This is a genomic window from Sphingomonas psychrolutea, from assembly GCF_014636175.1.
In the GTDB taxonomy this organism is placed as follows: Bacteria; Pseudomonadota; Alphaproteobacteria; order Sphingomonadales; family Sphingomonadaceae; genus Sphingomonas; species Sphingomonas psychrolutea.
On record NZ_BMDW01000003.1, the window covers coordinates 1 to 18,804 of the forward strand.

At 58.2% G+C, this 18,804-nt stretch carries 13 protein-coding genes and 1 pseudogene; 5 read left to right on the forward strand and 9 right to left on the reverse strand.

The genetic code is table 11. The features are described from left to right. Positions 1-411: 411 nt before the first annotated feature. Both IEV62_RS02795 and IEV62_RS02800 read right to left on the reverse strand, forming a co-directional pair. Entirely contained in the window at positions 412-3,402 is a 2,991-nt protein-coding gene (locus IEV62_RS02795; RefSeq protein WP_188445349.1) for a TonB-dependent receptor domain-containing protein, read from the reverse strand. A gap of 466 nt (positions 3,403-3,868) precedes the next feature. Then, positions 3,869-5,968, reverse strand: coding sequence for a PAS domain-containing hybrid sensor histidine kinase/response regulator (locus tag IEV62_RS02800; RefSeq protein WP_188445350.1), 2,100 nt, complete (start codon positions 5,966-5,968; stop codon positions 3,869-3,871). Between the two features lie 270 nt (positions 5,969-6,238). Between IEV62_RS02800 and IEV62_RS02805 the strand changes: the two genes are divergently transcribed. After that, on the forward strand, positions 6,239-6,760 hold the full coding sequence (locus IEV62_RS02805) for a glycine zipper 2TM domain-containing protein (RefSeq protein ID WP_188445351.1): 522 nt from the start codon (positions 6,239-6,241) through the stop codon (positions 6,758-6,760). Between the two features lie 718 nt (positions 6,761-7,478). Next, entirely contained in the window at positions 7,479-8,945 is a 1,467-nt protein-coding gene (locus tag IEV62_RS02810) for a M48 family metalloprotease (protein WP_188445352.1), read from the forward strand. A gap of 252 nt (positions 8,946-9,197) precedes the next feature. On the opposite strand, the gene IEV62_RS02815 is transcribed toward IEV62_RS02810, so the two are convergent. From IEV62_RS02815 to IEV62_RS02830, 4 genes are all read right to left on the reverse strand, one after another. Then, positions 9,198-9,485, reverse strand: coding sequence for a hypothetical protein (locus IEV62_RS02815; RefSeq protein WP_188445353.1), 288 nt, complete (start codon positions 9,483-9,485; stop codon positions 9,198-9,200). 349 nt (positions 9,486-9,834) lie between these two features. Next, positions 9,835-10,332, reverse strand: coding sequence for a glycine zipper 2TM domain-containing protein (locus IEV62_RS02820; protein WP_188445354.1), 498 nt, complete (start codon positions 10,330-10,332; stop codon positions 9,835-9,837). A gap of 132 nt (positions 10,333-10,464) precedes the next feature. Further along, complete coding sequence (locus tag IEV62_RS02825) at positions 10,465-10,929, reverse strand: hypothetical protein (protein ID WP_188445355.1); 465 nt, start codon at positions 10,927-10,929, stop codon at positions 10,465-10,467. A 329-nt stretch (positions 10,930-11,258) separates the two neighbouring features. Next, on the reverse strand, positions 11,259-12,446 hold the full coding sequence (locus tag IEV62_RS02830) for a tyrosine-type recombinase/integrase (protein WP_188445356.1): 1,188 nt from the start codon (positions 12,444-12,446) through the stop codon (positions 11,259-11,261). 550 nt (positions 12,447-12,996) lie between these two features. Between IEV62_RS02830 and IEV62_RS02835 the strand changes: the two are divergent. Next, positions 12,997-13,257, forward strand: a pseudogene (locus IEV62_RS02835) (transposase); the annotation flags it as partial. Between the two features lie 552 nt (positions 13,258-13,809). Here the strand turns inward: IEV62_RS02835 and IEV62_RS02840 are convergent. The 3 genes from IEV62_RS02840 to IEV62_RS02850 all read right to left on the reverse strand — a co-directional run bounded on the left by IEV62_RS02840 (position 13,810) and on the right by IEV62_RS02850 (position 16,397). Beyond that, complete coding sequence (locus IEV62_RS02840) at positions 13,810-14,175, reverse strand: ATP-binding domain-containing protein (RefSeq protein WP_188445357.1); 366 nt, start codon at positions 14,173-14,175, stop codon at positions 13,810-13,812. A gap of 109 nt (positions 14,176-14,284) precedes the next feature. Next, positions 14,285-14,890, reverse strand: coding sequence for a hypothetical protein (locus IEV62_RS02845; protein WP_188445358.1), 606 nt, complete (start codon positions 14,888-14,890; stop codon positions 14,285-14,287). Positions 14,891-15,026: 136 nt separating this feature from the next. After that, positions 15,027-16,397: a Fic family protein gene (locus IEV62_RS02850; RefSeq protein WP_188445359.1), complete on the reverse strand. Its 1,371-nt coding sequence runs from the start codon at positions 16,395-16,397 to the stop codon at positions 15,027-15,029. A 711-nt stretch (positions 16,398-17,108) separates the two neighbouring features. Here IEV62_RS02850 and IEV62_RS02855 point away from each other — a divergent pair. Further along, positions 17,109-17,741: a curli assembly protein CsgF gene (locus IEV62_RS02855; RefSeq protein ID WP_188445360.1), complete on the forward strand. Its 633-nt coding sequence runs from the start codon at positions 17,109-17,111 to the stop codon at positions 17,739-17,741. Positions 17,742-17,750: 9 nt separating this feature from the next. Further along, positions 17,751-18,704 (forward strand): CsgG/HfaB family protein, encoded by a 954-nt coding sequence (locus IEV62_RS02860; protein ID WP_188445361.1) that lies wholly within the window; start codon positions 17,751-17,753, stop codon positions 18,702-18,704. Positions 18,705-18,804: the final 100 nt, after the last annotated feature.

The window sequence follows — 18,804 nt, forward strand, 5'->3', positions numbered from 1 at the left end:
CACTGCCTCGAGCTTGAACTCTCGGCTGAACTTCCGTCGTTGCATTTACACCCTCCGGTTCCGAAAACACCTTATCTTGGTGTCCACGAAACCGGCAGCAGCTCAAAGTGCCTGACTTACCGATCGTGCGGGCGCGCTTGCACCACTGCTCAGACACCGCATAGAGCTGCGGAGGCGTGTCGCGTAACTTACAGTCTCGTACTTGGCGAACAGCGCACGCCACCGATCGTCGCGATAGTCCCGGCCACGCAGAAGTTCGAGAAGTGGGAACTGGGTACAAGCCTGCACCACGTCTCGACAGATTTTTCCGGGGGATTTCGAAGCGCCTGGGAAAGGTCGAGACCTTGGAGACTGCATCTCTAAAAACCCGCCGCCCGAAGGCAGCGGGTCACCCATTCGCTCGATAAGCGATCAGAATTTCGATGAAAGCCCTAACTTGTAGTTGCGCTTCAAAGCGCTCCCCGTGAACGGATCATAGTTATAATCAAGCCGCGCGAACGACGGATCGCGGTCGAAAATGTTCAGAACCGACAGGCTCAGCGTCGTCCGATGTGGCAACTTCACCCTGAGCGTGAAGTCGGCAGTGAAGAAGCTCGGGATATTCGCGCCCTGCAACAAGGTCGGATTACCCGGCAGATCTTCGCGCGGCCTGAACGGACCCGAATTCGTGTCGGCGCGCTGATCATGGTAGCTGTCGATGTAGGTACCGCTCAGCCTTCCGTCGAAGATACCTGCCCCTAAATCGATATAAGCCTGGCCCTTAATTTTCGGCACAGGATAAGCCGTGGTCTGGAAGTTGAGCTTACCGGCAGCGTCGAATGCCCGCTGCACGATGACACCCTCGACTGATTGATCGGCCGTCTTGTACTCGATCGTGTATGTTGCGTTGGCACCGATGCCGAACCGGACATTGCCGAAGTCGCCTCGATAATTTGCGGCAAAATCAAGCCCCGAATTCTTCACGCCAGCACCGTTGATAACCTGGGTTCGCAAGCGAGAGATATTGGCGACTCTGCAGGTGCCTGCGCCTGAGACGCCGCCGCCGTCGTTGAACTGGAAGCGCTGGCGAAGTGCGGCAAAGGCCGGGTCAGCACAGTTCGCGGCATTGGCGAACAACGTGTTGACGATCCCCGCTACCGGCTCGAATACAATAGAGTTGGTCAGTTCGTAACGGAAATAATCCACGCTAGCGTTGAAGCCGCCGAATTTGAGCAGCACGCCGCCCGAGTAATTGGTCGAGGATTCAGGCTTCAGCGCGACGTTGCCGAACACATCGACTGGACGGAAGCTCGTTCCGATCAGCTGAAGCGACGTGACCGATCCGGGATCGAGATTCTCGTTGCGCGGACCGCGGAATGTCGTGCCGGCACCGGCACGGAAGGCCAACCACGGAGTTGCCTGGAAGCGGATGCGACCCTGCGGATCGAAGGTCGATCCGACATTGCCGCTGTAGCGTTCGTAACGGGCCGAGAGCTGCACGTTGAGCGAATCGAAGATCGGCGCCTGAATTTCGCCGTAACCTGCAAACACGTCTCCCGATGCCTTGGCGTTCCGGTTGGTACCAAGGAAGGCGAGCGCACCCGTCGCCGGTGGGTTGAGCAGGCTGCCCTGGTTGGGCGTGCAAGCGCCGATATTTCCCGTAACGGGCGATTCGCGGCACGGATTGAGCGCAAGATTGTTGTTGTTACCGTACAGTACTGAATAGGTTTCGCGGCGATACTGCCCACCGACGCCGAACTGGACGTCGCCACCCGGCAGCGTGAGTCCGGTTCTGCCGCTAATGCTCGCCTCGGCAACAAACAACGACGTGTCCGTCGCGCTGAAGGATTTGACGAAAAACCACTGAGCAAGATCGGCCGTATTGGCCACGCTGGCCACGTAATTGGGGTTGGCCGCGCCGGTAGCGAGGTTTGACTGGATCGCGTTGCCGAACGGATTGAGATATTGGCAACCGTTGAGGCCGGGTGTGTTGGCCGTGATATTGCAATTCGGCCCACCGAGGCCGCGCAAGGCGAGCTGTACGCGGTCGCCAAACGAATCGAAGCCGTCGATATAGCGATAATAATGATGATATGTGGCGTTGATGTTGAAATCGAGCGCGCCGGTCAGCTTGCCAGACAATTGCGCGGTGAACCGCTCAGATTCCGACTTGCGCGAACCGACCGAAGCACCGGGATCATTCGGGTCGCTCGCAAACAGCGGATTACCGCCCGCGAGAAATGGGCGATACAACAAAGTCGGAAACAGCACCCCTATTGAGGTCGCCGGGATCGCGGTCGGGTTTTGCGCGCGATACTGGATAAGGCCCGGATTAGTCGTCGGCACGAAAAAGCCGCTCTGCGTTATCCCCGAAACCGAAGACGGTGACTGGGTCAGAATGTAAGATGGCGACGTGCGATAATGCGGCACGGTCGAGCGACCATAGAGCGCTGAGATTTCGAATTCGATATTAGGCGCTACATCGATGCCAACCTCTACATAGGCTTGGCCGCGCCTCTCGGTGTCGACCAGTGAGTCATAGGCGCTATACTGCGTCGCGCAGCGATTGAGCGCAGTCACAAAACCTCCGACTACGGCGCAGCTCGCATCGGGCTGGAGACCCGTGATCGGAGCGCCGGTAGGGCCAAGCGCGAGAAAGGTCGCTGGGTTACCACCACCTGTAAAGCCGCCTTCTGGATTGTCGGTGTACGGACGAATGGCAAATTTACGGTCACGGGCGAGCAGTTCGCCGCGGGTCTGATAGCCTGCTGCGACCAGCACGCGGAAGCCGTTGCCATGATGGCCGTAGCTTGCGGAGATGTCGTAATCACCCGGGTCGTTCTTGATGAGCTTGTACGAACCCGAGACCAGAAAACCCTCCTGCTCGGTCCGCGTGAAGAAGTTGACGACACCGGCCACCGCGTCCGAACCATAGGTTGCGGCCGCGCCGTCCTTGAGGATCTCGATCCGTCCGATCGCCGCCTGCGGGATCAGGTTTATGTCAACTGACGGAATGCCGTTGCCGGCCGAAACGAGGCGTTTGCTGTTAAGCAGAACCAGGGTGCGCTGCGGGCCGAGCCCGCGCAAATTGATCGTCGCAATGCCCTCGGCCCCTTGCGAGCGGGAATCGAACTGGTTCGAGTCACCAAGCACGCCGTTCGACGTCGGCAACGCTTTCAGCAATTCCACCAGCGAAGGCGAGCCTTGCTTGGCGGTATCGGCACTGGAAATAACATCGATTGGGATTGCGCCATCTTTGCGTGAGCCGCGGATCAGCGATCCGGTGACGACGATATCGGGACCGGCATTCGCGCTGGTCGCGGTTGACGGTGCGGGCGTTGTGGTCTGCGCAAGCGCCGGCGTTGCGAGCCCGAGCGCTAGTGCCGAAAATCCGCACTCCGCCAAATACCTCTGATGACGCATTTGATCTCTCCCCTAGTCGGCGCGCTGATCGGCTCCGTACTCGATCTTTGAATTGCCGCACGTTTAAGGCGGCGTCAAGCGGAAGATCCGTAGCAAAACGCTACGGCTACGTGCCCTGAGCGCCCAAAGTTCCTATCTATGATAGTTCCGGTTCGGCCAGAACGCGATTTCGAAAAGGAGATTTTCGGATCGCATACGCGAACGAAAAGGACGGTGCCGGAACAAGTCGTGTCGATGCTGAAGCCGTCCGAGAACCTCGCAGGCAGCGTCGTAGACTGCCTCCGCCAACGTCAGCTTTCGGGGACGGCGGCGAACCCGCGAAAGTCGCAACTTGGGCGCTTTCCGCCCGACCGCTTTCTCTCCCGATAGCTGCCGGTCGGGTTTCGACAGGATGATCGCGCTGGCGACCGATGAACGGCGATAGGTGGTGGCGAGCAGTTCGGCAGCTTTCCGGCAGGTCGCTCAATTAAGCGGACGCTCCTTCCAATGCGAAATACGCTGCCCCGGCGTTCGCGAGAATGAGGGGCGTGCAATCCTTTGCTGCGGTGGCTAACGCGTCGGCAAGCCTTGACAGGGGCTGCGTGATTGAGGCCCCAGTCCTAACGGAGCCTTGGTAACTCTGGATCTCTCGCTCGACCTCGCTAGCAAGCTCGCCAAGGCAGGACTTGCCAAACATTCCAGCCGACCCCGCAACCGAGTGCGCGAGCATGACGGCCTCGCTACAGAGCTTGTGCATTGACGCGGCATTCGCGTGGCGGAGCTCCACTTGAACATCAGCCAGCCGTTGCGCATAGTTTCGGCATCTTTCATCGAAAAGTTGGTTCAAGGATTCTTTTAGTGAGTTCGTCCCTTCGGCAGCGATCGCTTGGTTCACCCAGCGGTCAACCACCCGCTTAAGTTCCCCAGCAGAGATCGGTTTCGCAGCGTGGTCGTTCATTCCGGCATTCCGGCAATCTTGAATCTCATAAGCGAAAGCGCTCGCGCTCAGACCTATGATGGGGATGGTTTCAGCCTTGCCACCTAGCGCACGGATTGCTCGTGTCGCAGTGAGGCCGTCCATGACCGGCATCTGCACATCCATCAGGATAAGGTCCCACCCGCTCGACTCTTCATTCATGCGCGCCGCCATGGCCAACGCGATTGCACCATTTTCGGCGAACTCAACCCGGTGACCCATGCGGTTCAGCATAATGGTTACTAATTCGCGGTTTATATCGACATCCTCTACAAGCAGGACCGAAGCACCGAGCCCGACCGCCGGCGTTTCCTTGACCGTCGGCGTAGCCGGTTGAATCCCGGCGTTTGGTTTCATTTCCGCGAGAGGAATCATTACGGTAGCGGTCGTTCCTCCTTCGGGCCGACGTTGCAGGTTGATGCTACCCCCCATCAACTCAACCAATTGGCGCGAAATGCTGAGGCCAAGGCCAGATCCCCCAAACCTCCGCGAAATCGATGTATCTGCCTGGACAAAGGGATCAAACACAGCGTCCAGCCGGTCCTGATCGATGCCCACGCCGTTATCTTTCACGCTGAGAACAAGTGTTGGGTACCCGACCGCATCCGCGACCAGCTTTAATTCGACGGACACTGAACCACTGGTCGTGAACTTTATCGCATTCCCGAGCAGATTTAGCAAAATCTGACGTATGTGTAGACCGTCTGTTAGAATAGTTTGAGGAACATCCGACGCAATTTCAACGCGGAGCGATAGCCCCTTCTGCTCAGCCATTGGTGACATCAAACGGGCGCACTGTTCAACGCCATAAGCAAGATTGTACGGCTCTACGACGACATCCATCTGGCCGGCGTTTAACTTAGAGACGTCCAAAATGTCGTTTAGCAGCTTAAGCAGGGCCTGAGACGATTCAAGAATCAAGCCCGCGTAACGGTGCTGTTCGGGATCTAGCGCAGTGCCGAGTAGAAGTTCGGCGAAACCCATCATGCCATTCATGGGCGTCCGAATTTCATGGCTCATATTCGCCAAAAATGCGGCCTTCGCGGCTGTCGCCGCCTCTGCTTGATGCCTGGCATCCTCTAAGTCCGTCATGTCCTTTTTCAGCTGGCAAGCCATGTACTTGAGTTGGGCGGTTCGAGCCTCAACTCGCATCTCCAGCTCGGCATTCATGGCCTTGACTGCAGCTTCAGCGTGTCGTTGTTCGGTGATGTCCGTGTGGACGCCCACCCACTCGATTATGGCTTCATCCTGCAGGTCGAACAACGGCACAGCGCGAATCGCGAAGAGTCGCCACTCACCATCGTATCGCCTCACTCTGTGCTCGAATGTGAAGGTTCGGCGCTCCGCAACCGCCTGGTTCCAAGCGTCGATTGTTGGCTGCGCATCGTCAGAGTGAACAGCGGACGCCCAGCCGTATCCTTGATAGTCGGCGAATGCCTGTCCAGTTAGAGCGGCCCACCCGAGCTGTTCTCCCACCATTCGGCCCTCTGCATCGTTTGTCCACAGCACACCCTGAACGGCCTCGATTGCGGCGCGAAAGCGGTTCTTTTCGTGTTTTACAGCGGTCATGGCCTCCGCGAAACTATCGCCGCTGAGACGGTGTTCTGGCATACCACTTTCCTCACGAGCCTAAAGCGCCCGACGTGGGTAGCAATAAGTAACAACGATTAAAGGATCGTAATGAGGTGCTGCCGGTTTCGTGGACACCGAGATATGGTGTCATTGAAACCGGCACCGGATCATATCGCCGTTCCGTATATTCCATATTTCTTGGCGCGCAGGCCCACCGAATGGCCTGCTTGGCGCAACCAATTAGCGGGTGCATCGTTTGAGAGCCGTAACGTAAATGGAGAGCCCCCGATGTCCGTATTATCCCGCACGATGCTGCTGATCGCCGGATCCTGCATAGCGGCTGCCACGCCTGTGCTGGCGCAAAGCCAAGCCGACGAGCAGCGTTTCCAGCAAGCACAGCAGCGTTTGGACAATGAACTGAACGTTTTCCGCAGTGAATTCGACCGTTATCAGCAGGCCCGCGCGCGTGGCTATCGCGATCCGCGCGGGGGCAGTTATTACGATCCGCGCGTATCGGATCAACGTTATTCGTACGACGACCGCGACGAATCGGGTTATGATCCATCGCGATATTACCGCGATGGATCAAGCTATCAGGAGCGCGTACTGACCAGCAGCGACCGCGTCTATCGCGGCACAGACGGCCGTTATTATTGCAAGCGGAACGACGGGACGACCGGCCTCATCGTCGGAGCAATCGGCGGCGGGGTATTAGGCAACGTGATTGCCGGAGGGCATTCGGCCGGGGTTGGTACCCTTCTCGGCGCCATTGCGGGCGGCGTGCTCGGCAAGAGCATCGACCAAAACAACCAGCAGATGCGCTGCCGCTGAGACGAGGCACCACGGCAAAGAAGGGGCTGCCGGGGCGACCCGGCGCCCTTTTTTGTGGCGACGTGCGTGCGATCGGGCAGCACGGTGCTCAGTAAAAAACCCAATATACACCTCGCCAAGTGGTGGCATGTCGAGCTGAAGTAACTTTCGGCCCCGCAATTTCATTTCAACGATACCTAGGGCGGCCGCCGTTCCTGGAAAAAACGTTTGTTCAGCGAACTGCGGATTTCAGGTAACCTAGAAGCTGCGCTGACCGGCCGGGGTTGGGGCGCTTTCCGTCCGACCGCTTTGTCTCCCGATAGCTGCCGGTCGGGTTTCGGCAGGATGATCGTGCTGGCGACCGATGAACGGCGATAGGTGGTGGATTCCAGTCCGGCAGCTTGCGGCACCGAAGATTGCTTTAGCCGCCGTTCCCTTGCTCGTATCGATGGCGACGGCTTTGGACCACGAATTGAGACGCAACTTGTCAATTCTATCGAGCCTGAAGCCAGTCGATCTTTTCCCCGATGACGGAGAGCTAGAATTTTCCAAGGCGGGTCAGGTGGCTTCAACCCGATAGGGTCGCTTGTAAGCCAAATCTCCGAACGAGCCGGTCAAGCCGACAAATTAAATCACTGCGGTGGGTGCCGCTCGCTTAGTCGGTGTCGGCAGTGAGCGTTCATAACGGAACTGCAACAGATGCAATTCGTTGAGCGACTCTTAGGGGAGTAAATTATCAGTGTCGAAGTTTTGGGTTGAAGCATCCGCACTTGCGCTAGCGCTGTCGATACCGGGTGCCTCAGAAGCGCAGTCGGGCGCCGCGATCCAGGCGGAGCCAATCAATGCGGCTGAGCGGCAGCAGGGAACCGCTGCAACGGCTGATATTACCGCCGAATATGGCGGCGTATATCGCGGATCCCAGGCCCAATATGCCGAGCGCGTGGGACGTCGAATTGCGGTGCAGTCAGGCCTTTCCAGCGATCCGAGCGCCTTCAACGTCACATTGTTGAACAGCTCGGTCGACAACGCCTTCGCGATTCCGGGTGGCTATGTTTACGTGACGCGCAATTTGTTGGCGCTCATGAACGATGAGGCGGAACTGGCGGCAGTGCTCGGCCACGAAGTCGGACACGTTGCTGCACGGCATAGTGCGAAGCGTGAAAAGACTGCCACCCGCAACTCGATCCTTGGTGCGCTCGGCCAATTGCTGGTTGGTTCGGTCGCGGGCAACTCTCAGGTAGGACAACTGCTCACGCGAGGGATCGGCACTGGAGCTCAACTAGCCACGCTGGGTTTTTCGCGTTCACAAGAAACTCAGGCCGATGATCTGGGAATCAACTATCTCGCCGGAGCGGGTTATGACCCGGCGGCTCTCTCGACGATGCTTGAAGATCTTGCGGCGCAGAATGCGCTGACGCAGCAGATCGCAGGCGCTTCCAGCGCACGTCCGGCATGGGCAAGCACCCATCCTGATCCAGCGTCACGTGTGCGCCGTGCGCAGCAGCAAGCGGCTCAAGTAAGTCGGGCGACCGGTGAACGAGGCCGCGCGCCCTTTCTCGCAGCGATAGATGGCATGTTGTACGGAGACGATCCTAAACAAGGCGTGATCGATGGCCGTAATTTTCTGTATGCGCCGGGACGTGTGGCATTTTCCGTGCCTCAAGGGTTTGCAATTGCTAACGGCGCGCGAGCTGTAACAATATCGGGCGATGATGGACAGGCGCAGTTCTCGACCGCGCCGTACGACGGCGATCTCCCCCGTTATGTCACCCGCGTGCTAAGCCAGCTTGGCAACATTTCCGCGAGCAGTGACGCAGTCAGGCAGACGCAAGTAAACGGCATTCCCGCTGCTTATACCACGGTGCGCGCGCAGAGCGGACAGACCGAGATCGATGCGACTGTATTCGCATATGCGCCTTCACGAGACCGCGCCTACCACTTTCTGGTGCTCGCACCCGCGGGTCAAGGCTTGGGTCAACTCGAATCACTCGTCGCTTCGTTCCGGGCCATGACCTCGGCTGACACGGCGGCGGCAAGGCCTCGCTACTTGCGCGTTGTGGCAGTACGCAGCGGAGATACGCAGGAGACGCTTGCTGCACGGATGGCGTTTTCAGCGTATCGGCTGGAACGGTTCCGCGTCCTAAACCGATTGAACCCGGGTCAGGCTATGCGACCCGGCGATAAGGTCAAGATCGTCACCTACTGATCTGCCAGGCAAGCCGAAGACCCGACCCGGGCATTGTCGGCATGAGATAATCGATCTGGCATCTTCTCACCATCTTTTACGCCTCGGACGCTCGTCGGAACCGATTAGAGCAAGGCGGGAGGCGAGTTGAATCAATGTTAAGCCGACTGTTTTATTGGATCAGGCTGGGATTTTTTCCCAGGATCGGGTCAGCGACGCGGCGATTCGCCGCAGGGTTTCCAGGTAGCGCCGGCAGCCCTCCGGTTGGTGGGGCTATATGGCTTCGATCGAGGTCGATTGCACAGTGCGCCAGCCGCCAGGCTCGCGCGCAGTCTCCACCAAAACCGCTGCCGCTAGACGTTCGGAAAATGCGTATTCAGCTTCCAGCGTCAGGCCATCTTTGCGATCGTCCGACCCTCCCGTAAGTGGCCCATAGCGTGCCTCAAACTCGGTGGTTCCGCGCTTCAGGGTTGCACCGTAAACCGGATCGCCGACGCCAGGCTCGGCGAATGCAACCGATGGCACGAACAGCAAAAGACATGTCAATCCGAGCCGCCACACCAAACATCTCCCCAGTCACAACCATTCTATTGCGACGCATTTGCATTTTGAAGGGGGGGTAGGTGGTGAACTGGGACGTAATTATGCGTTGGACAAAAAGGCGGTAATTGTTAATCTCGCTCCGCTGCGGCGAGTTTGGAAGGCTCAAGCCGCTCAACAAACCGGCGATTGCGGAAGTTTTTTCTACGGATGCCGGCAAGAAGACAAAAACGCGCAAAGCCTGACGGCGTTGGCACGATCGTATAGCGAACCTATTGTCAGACGTAACCGCCGCCAAGCTCTGAGGCTATGGCGGCGGCCGTCTCAATTAATCGCCCACGGGGCGTTCGCTGCACGGGCGCGGTCCAGCCTACCTGCAACCGTCCTGTTCGATCGCGCGTCCGGCGAGTGCGCCGGCGCCAGCGCCGACGATAGTGCCAGTCGTACTTCGCTCATTGTAATATCCGCCGCGACCGACTTCACCTCCCAAAAGCCCGCCAACCACCGCGCCAAGGATCGCTCCGGTCGTGCCCGACGTGCAGCGCTGCGGCCGGCGATAACCCTGTCGTGAATAAATTTCGGTCCGGCGGTCATAATAGGGGCGACCGACATAGACATCCTCGCTGTAGGCGCGGTCATTATAGCCGTCATAGTCGGGCGCGTCGTCGTAGTCGTTGTCGTCGTAATAGCCACTGCGAGCGAAATCAGGGTAAGCGTCATAACCGTATCCGGGTGCTCCGGAATAGCGACTGTCGTAACCCGAACCGATCGAAAATGTAATGCTACTCTGCGCTGATGCGACTGTAGGCAGACCTACCGCGATTGCGGCAACGCCAAATGCGGCAAGAATTGATCGTTTGAATTTCATCTCGCTGTCCTCTCAAAGTAAAATTATTTTGGCATCGAACCCGGAGCACGGCAGCTATACGTAGGGTCGTCGCAAGCGGCACCAATCCGAGGTGTGGACCTATGCATTCCACACCTCGAGCGGATGGACCGGTCAGTAGCGACGCCCATTGTAATAGCGGTAATAGCGCACAGTCGGTCGCGCGCGGCGCTGGATGTAATAACCGCGCTGGTTGGTGCCGTAGTAACCACCGCTTCGACCGTACCCATTATAGCCATAGCCCTGACCGTAACCACCGTAGCCGGAGCCGTACCCGTAACCATTATAGGAGCGGTTTTGATAAGCCTGGCTTTGATGCTCAAGTTCGTGCTGATACTCGATATTCGTGTCAGTCCGCTCATGAGCTCGCGCCAGCTGCTCATGCAGCCGCTGATGCTCCCACGGTGTCAGACCGTCTTCGTGCGCCTCCTGATGGATTTCACCGAGCTGATCGTGAACTGCCGCATGCTCTGCATCAAGCTGCTCATGATCGTCGTCGTGAACCGATTGCGCCATCGCAGGGACGGAAAAAAAGCTAACTGCAACTGCGCCAGCTAGAGTCATTGCAAGTTTCTTCATCACATCCTCCATCTCGTCTGTGCACGGTCTGCGCCGAGTCGGTTGAATGGCGGATGAGGGAAGCTTGCAGCCAGCGTTAATCTGCACGGTTGTCATCAATCCCATGCGAACTCCTGCTTAAAGTCTGGGCCGTTGGCCCAAGGCGCGGCAAATCGAAATTAAGCTGTCGTAGCCAACGCTAGACGCGGCGAGGTTGATCCCCGGCTTGCCATCGATCCGATCGGGCAAGCAGCTGCCGTCGAAAAACATCTGTTCGGCGAACGGCAGGTTTCAGGAAGCCGAAGATCCGAACTGAACGGCGACATCTGGGCGGCAACGGACTGGTCGCTTTATGCATCAACGACCTTGGCTGTCACTGCCGCAAGCCGCATCATCTCCGCGCCGATCGCGTCAGCCGCCACGCGAACGGGATCTTGGGCCAAGTGGGCGTAACGGTTGGTCGTCGCCGCCTGAGTGTGGCCAAGCAAGCGTCCGAGAATTGGCAAACCCATACCCAGCCCCGCTCCGATGCTGGCGAAAGTGTGCCGCAGGTCATGAATGCGCACGTCGTCCAGTCCTGCCAAGGCCCGCAAGGCACGCCACGGCTTTTGCAGGTTCACTAGTGCCGCCCCCTTCCGCTGGCCCGCGATAACAAAGGTCTCATCGCGGCCATAGCTTTTCAGATCAGCAAGGACCGCAATGGCGGCATCGCCGAGCGAAACGGTCAGCGCACCGTTTTTTGTGTCAGGCAAGCGCATGACTTTTGTTTCAAGGTCAATCCACTCCCAGCGAAGCCCGAGAACTTCGTTCAAGCGTCGCCCAGTCAACATCAACAATTTGATGGCACCTATGGCGCTCGCGGATGCCTTGGCGGTGGCCTCATCAGAGCTTAGGAATGTCCATAGCCGTGCAACTTCTGCGCTGGATAAGTAACGCTCCCGCTTGGCCTCCCGATACCGGTCGATGTTCCTTGCGGGGTTGGAACCGTCCACACGCAAACCCCAGCGTTCGGCAAGGCCGAACATCTTACTCGCCATCGCTAGCAATCGGTTGGCCTCATAGGGCGTAGCACGCAGCGAATGATGCAGCGCGGCGATGTCGGGTCGGGTCACAGATCCGACCTTTTTCGAACCTAGTGCGGGCAGCAAATGCGTATCGATCAAGCGCCGGTCGTTACGGATCGACGTCGCCTTTTTTCGGGTTTCCGCATGCTCGCTCATGTAGCGCTCGCATAGGTCGCGAACGGTGGGCGCGGCACGATCGTCCGACCGGGACTGCGATGGGTCCTTGCCTTCCGATACGTCGGCGAGCCACCGACGCGCTTTCTCTCGTGCAGCTTCCGGGCGCGTCGGGCCATGCACGCCGATCGTAGGACGGCGCTGTTGCCCTTCCTTGTTACGATAGTAGAGGAAATAGGTCCGCTTTCCCTTGGGTGTGACCTTGCAGCCGAAGCCTGCAAGTTCCGTGTCCCAAACAATCACGTCAGCCGCTGCTGGCTTGATCGCTTCAACGCCACGGACGGTCAGCTTCACTTTCATCGCACACTCCACCAAGTAGCAGCTAGGTAGCACATTGCAGCGACTGACAGCAACCGTTATCGAACTGGAGCGTGGAGTTAACCACTGCTTTTCTTCGGTTTATCGTAGACTGGCGTAACAGAGCGAACCCCATCAAACATACGGACGTGAGACTCTTAATCAGCGGGTCCTTGGTTCGAGCCCAAGTGCGTCCACCATTTTATTATTGGTTTTCAATACCTTGTGCGCGTTATATCGCATGCTTGCTTGCTGCCTTTAGAAGCAAGAACCGGATAGGTACCGTAAACCCGGAACTGCCGATTCCATTTGTGCTCGATGATGTGATCCACTGGAATGACCGCGTCACACTTGCTACGCCTCCGAAGCGCGTAACGAGGGGGCTAACTTGGCGGAACGTTTTCACATCGCTGAGTGGTACGGTCGACCGTTCCTTGAGTTGACGGACGCTGAGCGCTTCTTGCTGTCGAACCACAAGGTCGGCGGCTCGGTGTGAGCTGCACCCGGTTTCGTGGACACCAAGATAAGGTGTTTTTGGGACCGGAGGGTGATGATGCAACGACGGAAGTTCAGCCGGGAGTTCAAGCTCGAGGCGGTGAAGCTGGTATTGGAGCGGGGCGTTTCAGCAGCGCAGGCGGCGCGCGATCTGGACGTGCATGCCAACGTGCTGCGTAAGTGGATCCGCGAAGCGGAAGGTGATCCTGGATCGGCCTTTCCCGGCCACGGCAACCTGCGCTCAGAGCAGCTTGAGATTGAGCGGCTGCGCCGCGAGCTGGCCCGGATGAATGCGGAGCGCGACATCCTAAAAAAAAGCGGCGGCCAGCTAGGCGCCGCCTCATTCGCGATGCGCGCGGTTCCGTTTGCACCGCGCCGCATCGACCCCTTCGACCCGCGCGCGAACAGCAATGGCGCTGAGTAGCCCAACTTCGGTCCTTGGAAGCGCAAGGATCGAAGTTGCCTCGCTGGATTCAAGTCGGACAATTCCCTCTGCCGAGTCCATGTGGAAGCCCCGCGGCGTTATGTCGGTCAGTAGCGGTCGCGGATCGTCGAAACGCCAAGCACGAAGCAATTCCAGCCCGAAGGGCCATTTGTGATTGCCAGCAGGATCGAGATCCTGCGGCCCCCTGATCAAGTCATAATCCAGCGAACTGACGATGTGCCGGGTGGGCTCCATTAATCCGAGGATGCGACCTTGTTCATCATCATCAGTCTCGGCGCCCTTTGTTCCAACAATGACGACCATGTCGCCAGTTTCTAGCGTCGATCTGGCATTGGTCCGCCAGCCGTTGGTACTGGACTGCAGCGGCCCAGACGGGGTTCTAAATCCCCAGGTTTTGGTCATGTACAGCGTCACGTCCGCGCGCTCCTACACGATGAACAACGGGCTGGGTGTTGTTCGCGACGCAACACTGTGAAGCCTATCCGTCGCCCGGCTCAATGCAACATAGAGCAAGCAGCGAGCATCGGGTTTCTCGGGAAAACTTTTGACGTCGCCGGCAAGTAAGGTAACGCCCCGGCATTCAAGACCCTTGGCCTTGTGAATCGTGCTGATTGCCTTGGCCGGCGGACTCGGCCGCGAATATGTCCGCCGGTCCGTAATTTCAGCGAGGCCGGCTTCGAGATCGTCGAAATTCCCCAACCGGACGGTATCCCAATATTCGCTGTGATGATCGAATGCGACGTCGCTAACGCCGATATCAGAACCCTTCAGCTCGGCGAGGTGACGCAGCATTGCTGCGACCCCACGATGGTCGGGACGGTCGATTATGTGCTTTGCCAGTTCCTGGATCGTCGCTGATTTGCCGCGACATGCCTTTGCACACAGCTCGCGGGCTTCCTGCTCAAACCGATTCCCAAAGGCCGTCGGGCTGAATCTCTTGCCCGTAGAACCGACGAAGGCGACAACGGCCGCAGCGATGAAGGCTTCGAGCGCCGAACGCTTTGTCTAGGTCTGCGAGCGACGTCTTCGCATCGTCGGCGAGTTCGTCCTTGATGGCATGGTCCGCCAAGGTGCTGGCCATGCGCGATCGCAACCCCTTGTCGGAAAGAAGGCGGTCGAGCGCGGCGCCCTGTACCAGCCGCAGATCACGATCATTACGATCGTCGCCGCCCAACCTGACCAGACAGATTTGGCGCCTGAGCGCGACCGGGAAATCATCAGCGCTGGCGTCGGGCTGCAATATCTCATAATAGAGTTCGAGATCCTCGGTTCCGCGGACCCGCACGCGATAGACGGGTTTGCTGTCCGCCGGAGCGTTGCCCTCAAGGCTGGAAGCGATCGCCTCCGTGCCATTCCAATCCCAAGGCCACGCTGGCTTGAGCTGTGTATTAATACCGATGGTCGCGGGCAGCGACAGCACAGCCTCGATCGAAAACCCCTCTTCGATCACTCGCCGGTAATAGTCGGTGTCCGGCAGGTTGGCTGGATTGACCGGGCTCAGCAGCAAGGCGATCGCGTCGAGAATTGTCGTCTTGCCGACATCGCCACGCCGAGGATCAGGTTTAGGCCGGCGCTTGGCCGCCAGTCGACCATCTCAAGGCCCCGAAAGCAGTCAATCTTCAGGCGGAGAATTGTCGGGACGGTCACGCCTGGCTCCAGATCAGACGCCATGCCGCGAATTCCGAAGGGCGGACTTGGTAGCGCGCGAAATTGCCCTCGTGCAGGCCAAGCAACTCGGTCTCAGCGACCTCGATAAACTGGTCCTGATCCGCCGCCGGAATGATCTCGCGCGCAATCTCAGCAAGGTGCGCGCGCGCAGCCTTTCGGTTCATGGGGCCGCGCACAACATCGCGGATGATGTCGCGTAACGTTTCGCGGTAGCGCAAGCGGAAGGTGTCCGGTTCGCCCATCGATTGGCGAACGGCTGCATAGCGCCCTGCTGATCGCTCATAGGCCCAGAGGAAGACGTCGCGCAGTAAGGAGATGTCGTTGCGTTCGTACACCCCAAGCGTAGCGCGCGTATAGAGGTCGCCCGGAACCTCGGTAAACGACAGCGGCGCAAGGTTCGCCCTGATCATCGGAATATTGGCCGCGAGGCGCAAGACCCGCTTGTTCACATCGTCGAAGGGCTGGAGGTAAGGAAGTTGAACCATGACGAAGAAGGCTTGCTCGAAAGGATCCGTGATGGCTGCTGCAGTGGCGAGGAGCTGATCGAAGCATTCCTCGATGAGCCCGGGCACTTCCAGCGGATGGAATGCCGAACCGTCGATGCCGACGATGATGTGCCGCAACCGACCAACCGCCGCAGGGTCGGCCAACAGGTTGTTTGCCAGCAAAGCGTGCAGATTGAGGATCGTATAGCGGTTGAAGCCGATATCGTCGGCGTTGGCGACGAGAAACTCGATCGCGTCCTTGTGGTTGAGGATCATCTGAGCTTCGAGCGGCCCGCGACCCTCAGCAGCCTCCCCGAAATCGAGCAGCCGCCGGGTGTCGAGCAGCGAATAGGTGTTGCCTTCGAGCCGGCTGGAATTCCACGCCAGGTCGATCAGCAGCCTGTTCAGGATTCGCTTCGCGTAGGTTCCTGCGGCTGCGGCCTCGATCTGCGGCTTGCCGATCGTGGCTAGGTGGTCGCGATGCTCTTGGGTGAGATAATAGGTCTCGTTTGGCCGGTAGCCATCTAGGAACCCGCGATTATAGCCGACCGGTAGTCGGGCCGCGACGGGCTGGCGGACATACGCCAGGACCGCCTTGCCCTCGGGCGACATCGGGACGATGTCCGCCGCGTCCGGTTCGGTAGTAGTATCGCCAACAAGATGGTAACGGGCGGCGCGGCCGTCTCCGGCAAGCCGGAGACGGCCGGCATCAATCAGCGCGCGAAGGCGATATTGGAGCGTGCGGCGGGCACCAGGCGTGGCGAGAGATTCGGCGATCTGCGCCGCTGATGCGCCGCCTAGATGTTGGGCTACCGCTGCCTCGATCGCTGCCAGATCGCCTTCGGGAATCGGTCGCGCCACACAAACTCCTTAGTTGCGCGAAACGTGAACCGCGCAACCAAATGAGTCAATGCGCAACTAAACAGAGACTTGCGCAATCACATCCAGATTCGCGCAATCTCAGACTGCGCGAAAGGCCTTCAATCCACAAGCCCTCGCTCAACATTTAGCGCGCGCAGCGCTTTCAGGGTTGGGTGCTTTATCCGACATGGGCGCTACCGGCGATGCCCCCGTGGGCCTTGCGCTGTCCCGCTGCAGATGCCGGGGATTCTCTATCGGTCTCAAATATCAGCCGAAAATGGTCCGGCTGATTGAGCGGCGGAACCTTGTGCACGCCTTACAAGATCCTCGCGCTACCCGAGGTGCTTGTAAGGAAAGATCATTTACCGAAACTAAATTCTTTCGTAAGTCCCTCATACAGAGGTGATTATTTAATCTAGATTGGTATTCGAGTTGTCAGATAAAAGAGAAAAATGGCACACCCCAACTATAACGGTGTACAAAGTTGGCGATCATAAATATAAAGAGATGGCGTTGATTTTTAAAAGTAATCTTCTGCATAATACTGTCGAATGCATTGCAAAATAGTATTTGTTCCAGAATTTTGGCGCGTATCTAAATGCGGATGTCGATAATGCATCCTTTATATTTTCCTGTTGATCTAATTGTATCTATTAGATGTTAATAAAAATTAAATTATATTTTAGTGCATTGCATAAAAGGTCGAATTTAATGTTTTCTCAGGGGGGCGCGATCATTAGTTTCCGTTCACTGACGTCTGCATTATTATTGGCTTTTGGTGTTCTGGCTACACCAGCTTCCGCACAGGAGCTGAAGTTTGATTTTAATTCACCCTCGTTCGGCGGAAATCCTTTTAATTCGACCAGCTTGCTTGCAATCGCCACTGCGCAGCGGCCGGCCGCGAAAACGACTGCTACAGCGCCGTTGACGGCCGCGCAGACGTTCGCCGCGCAATTGCAGGCACGGCTGCTTTCGGCCTTTTCCTCCGGCCTCGTCACCGCGATCACGGGCTCGACCTCTGGCACGTCCGGCAGCTACGATTTGGGTGGCCAGCGCGTCACGTTTACGAACGATGGGACGAACATAACCGTTACGATCGTCGATGATGCCACGGGCGAAACCACGGTCATCACCGTACCGGTCTATACCTTTGGCAAGACAACGGCGGCGGCAGCGGCCGATCCTGCTCTGGTCCAGACCTCGGTCGCGGCATCCAAGGCATCGCTTGAGGCATCGTTAGCCGGCGCAGCACCGATCACCGGCTCCACGCTTGCGGCGGCGGGTTCGTTGGACGGAGCGCCGCTCGATGTCCCGCTGCAACGTGCCGACGGCCTGCAGTTTTAAGATCGGCCGATGTTCGAACACCAGACCATATCGAAGCTCTCTGGCTTGCTTGCAGCGGCGCTTGCCATGACGGGCTGTACCGCCGCGCAACAGGCATTCCGGGTCTCGGGCGCGCCCCCTTCGCTCGCGCAGAGTACGCCGTCGCAGCGCGAGCTGTTCACGATGCCCGTGCCGGCCCAGCCAATCCCGATCGCTGTGTACGATTTCACCGATCAGACCGGCCAGCTCAAGCCATCGGACAGCATCCAAAGCCTGTCTCGTGCGGTGACGCAGGGCGGCGCGAGCATGGTGGTGCAATCGCTGCGCGATGCCGGGGATGGCCGCTGGTTCACCGTCGTCGAGCGCGAGCGGTTGGATAATTTGCTGAAAGAGCGCCAGATCATTCGCGAGATGCGCAACCGCTATCTGGGCGAAAAGGACACCCCGGCCGAGGTTCTGCCGTCGCTCTTGTTTGCCGGCATCGTGCTCGAAGGCGGGATCATCGGCTATGATACGAACCTGAAGACCGGCGGCATCGGCGCTCGCTTCCTCGCGATTGGTGCTTCGACGCAATATCGCCAGAATAGCGTGACGATCTATCTGCGCGCGGTCAGCGTGAAGACCGGCGAAGTGCTGGCGAGCGTCGTCACCCACAAGAGCATCGTCTCGGTGTCGCTGAACGCCAGCACCTTCAAATTCGTTACCTTCGATGAGCTTTTGGAGGCCGAGGCCGGGGTTTCGGTGAACGAACCGACGCAAATTGCCGTCCAGTCCGCGATCGAAAAGGCGGTCTACGCCTTGATCATGGAGGGTGCGCAGGCCGGCCCCCGCCATCTGTGGAGCTTTTCGGACAGCGCAGCGGGTTCTGCCGCGCTGGCGCGTTATGCCGCGGAGAAAGCGCGATCGAACGCGCTTACGCGCGTGACGTTTCCGGTCGATTCGCCAAAAGATCAACCAAAGGTCGGGAGAGCGCATGCACAATAGGGGTGAAAATATTCATTTATTGTATTGATGAACCGTAACCACGTTCCTCTTTACCTAAATCGTACAAGCAGTTTTGTTTTTATAGTTATCCACAATGGGG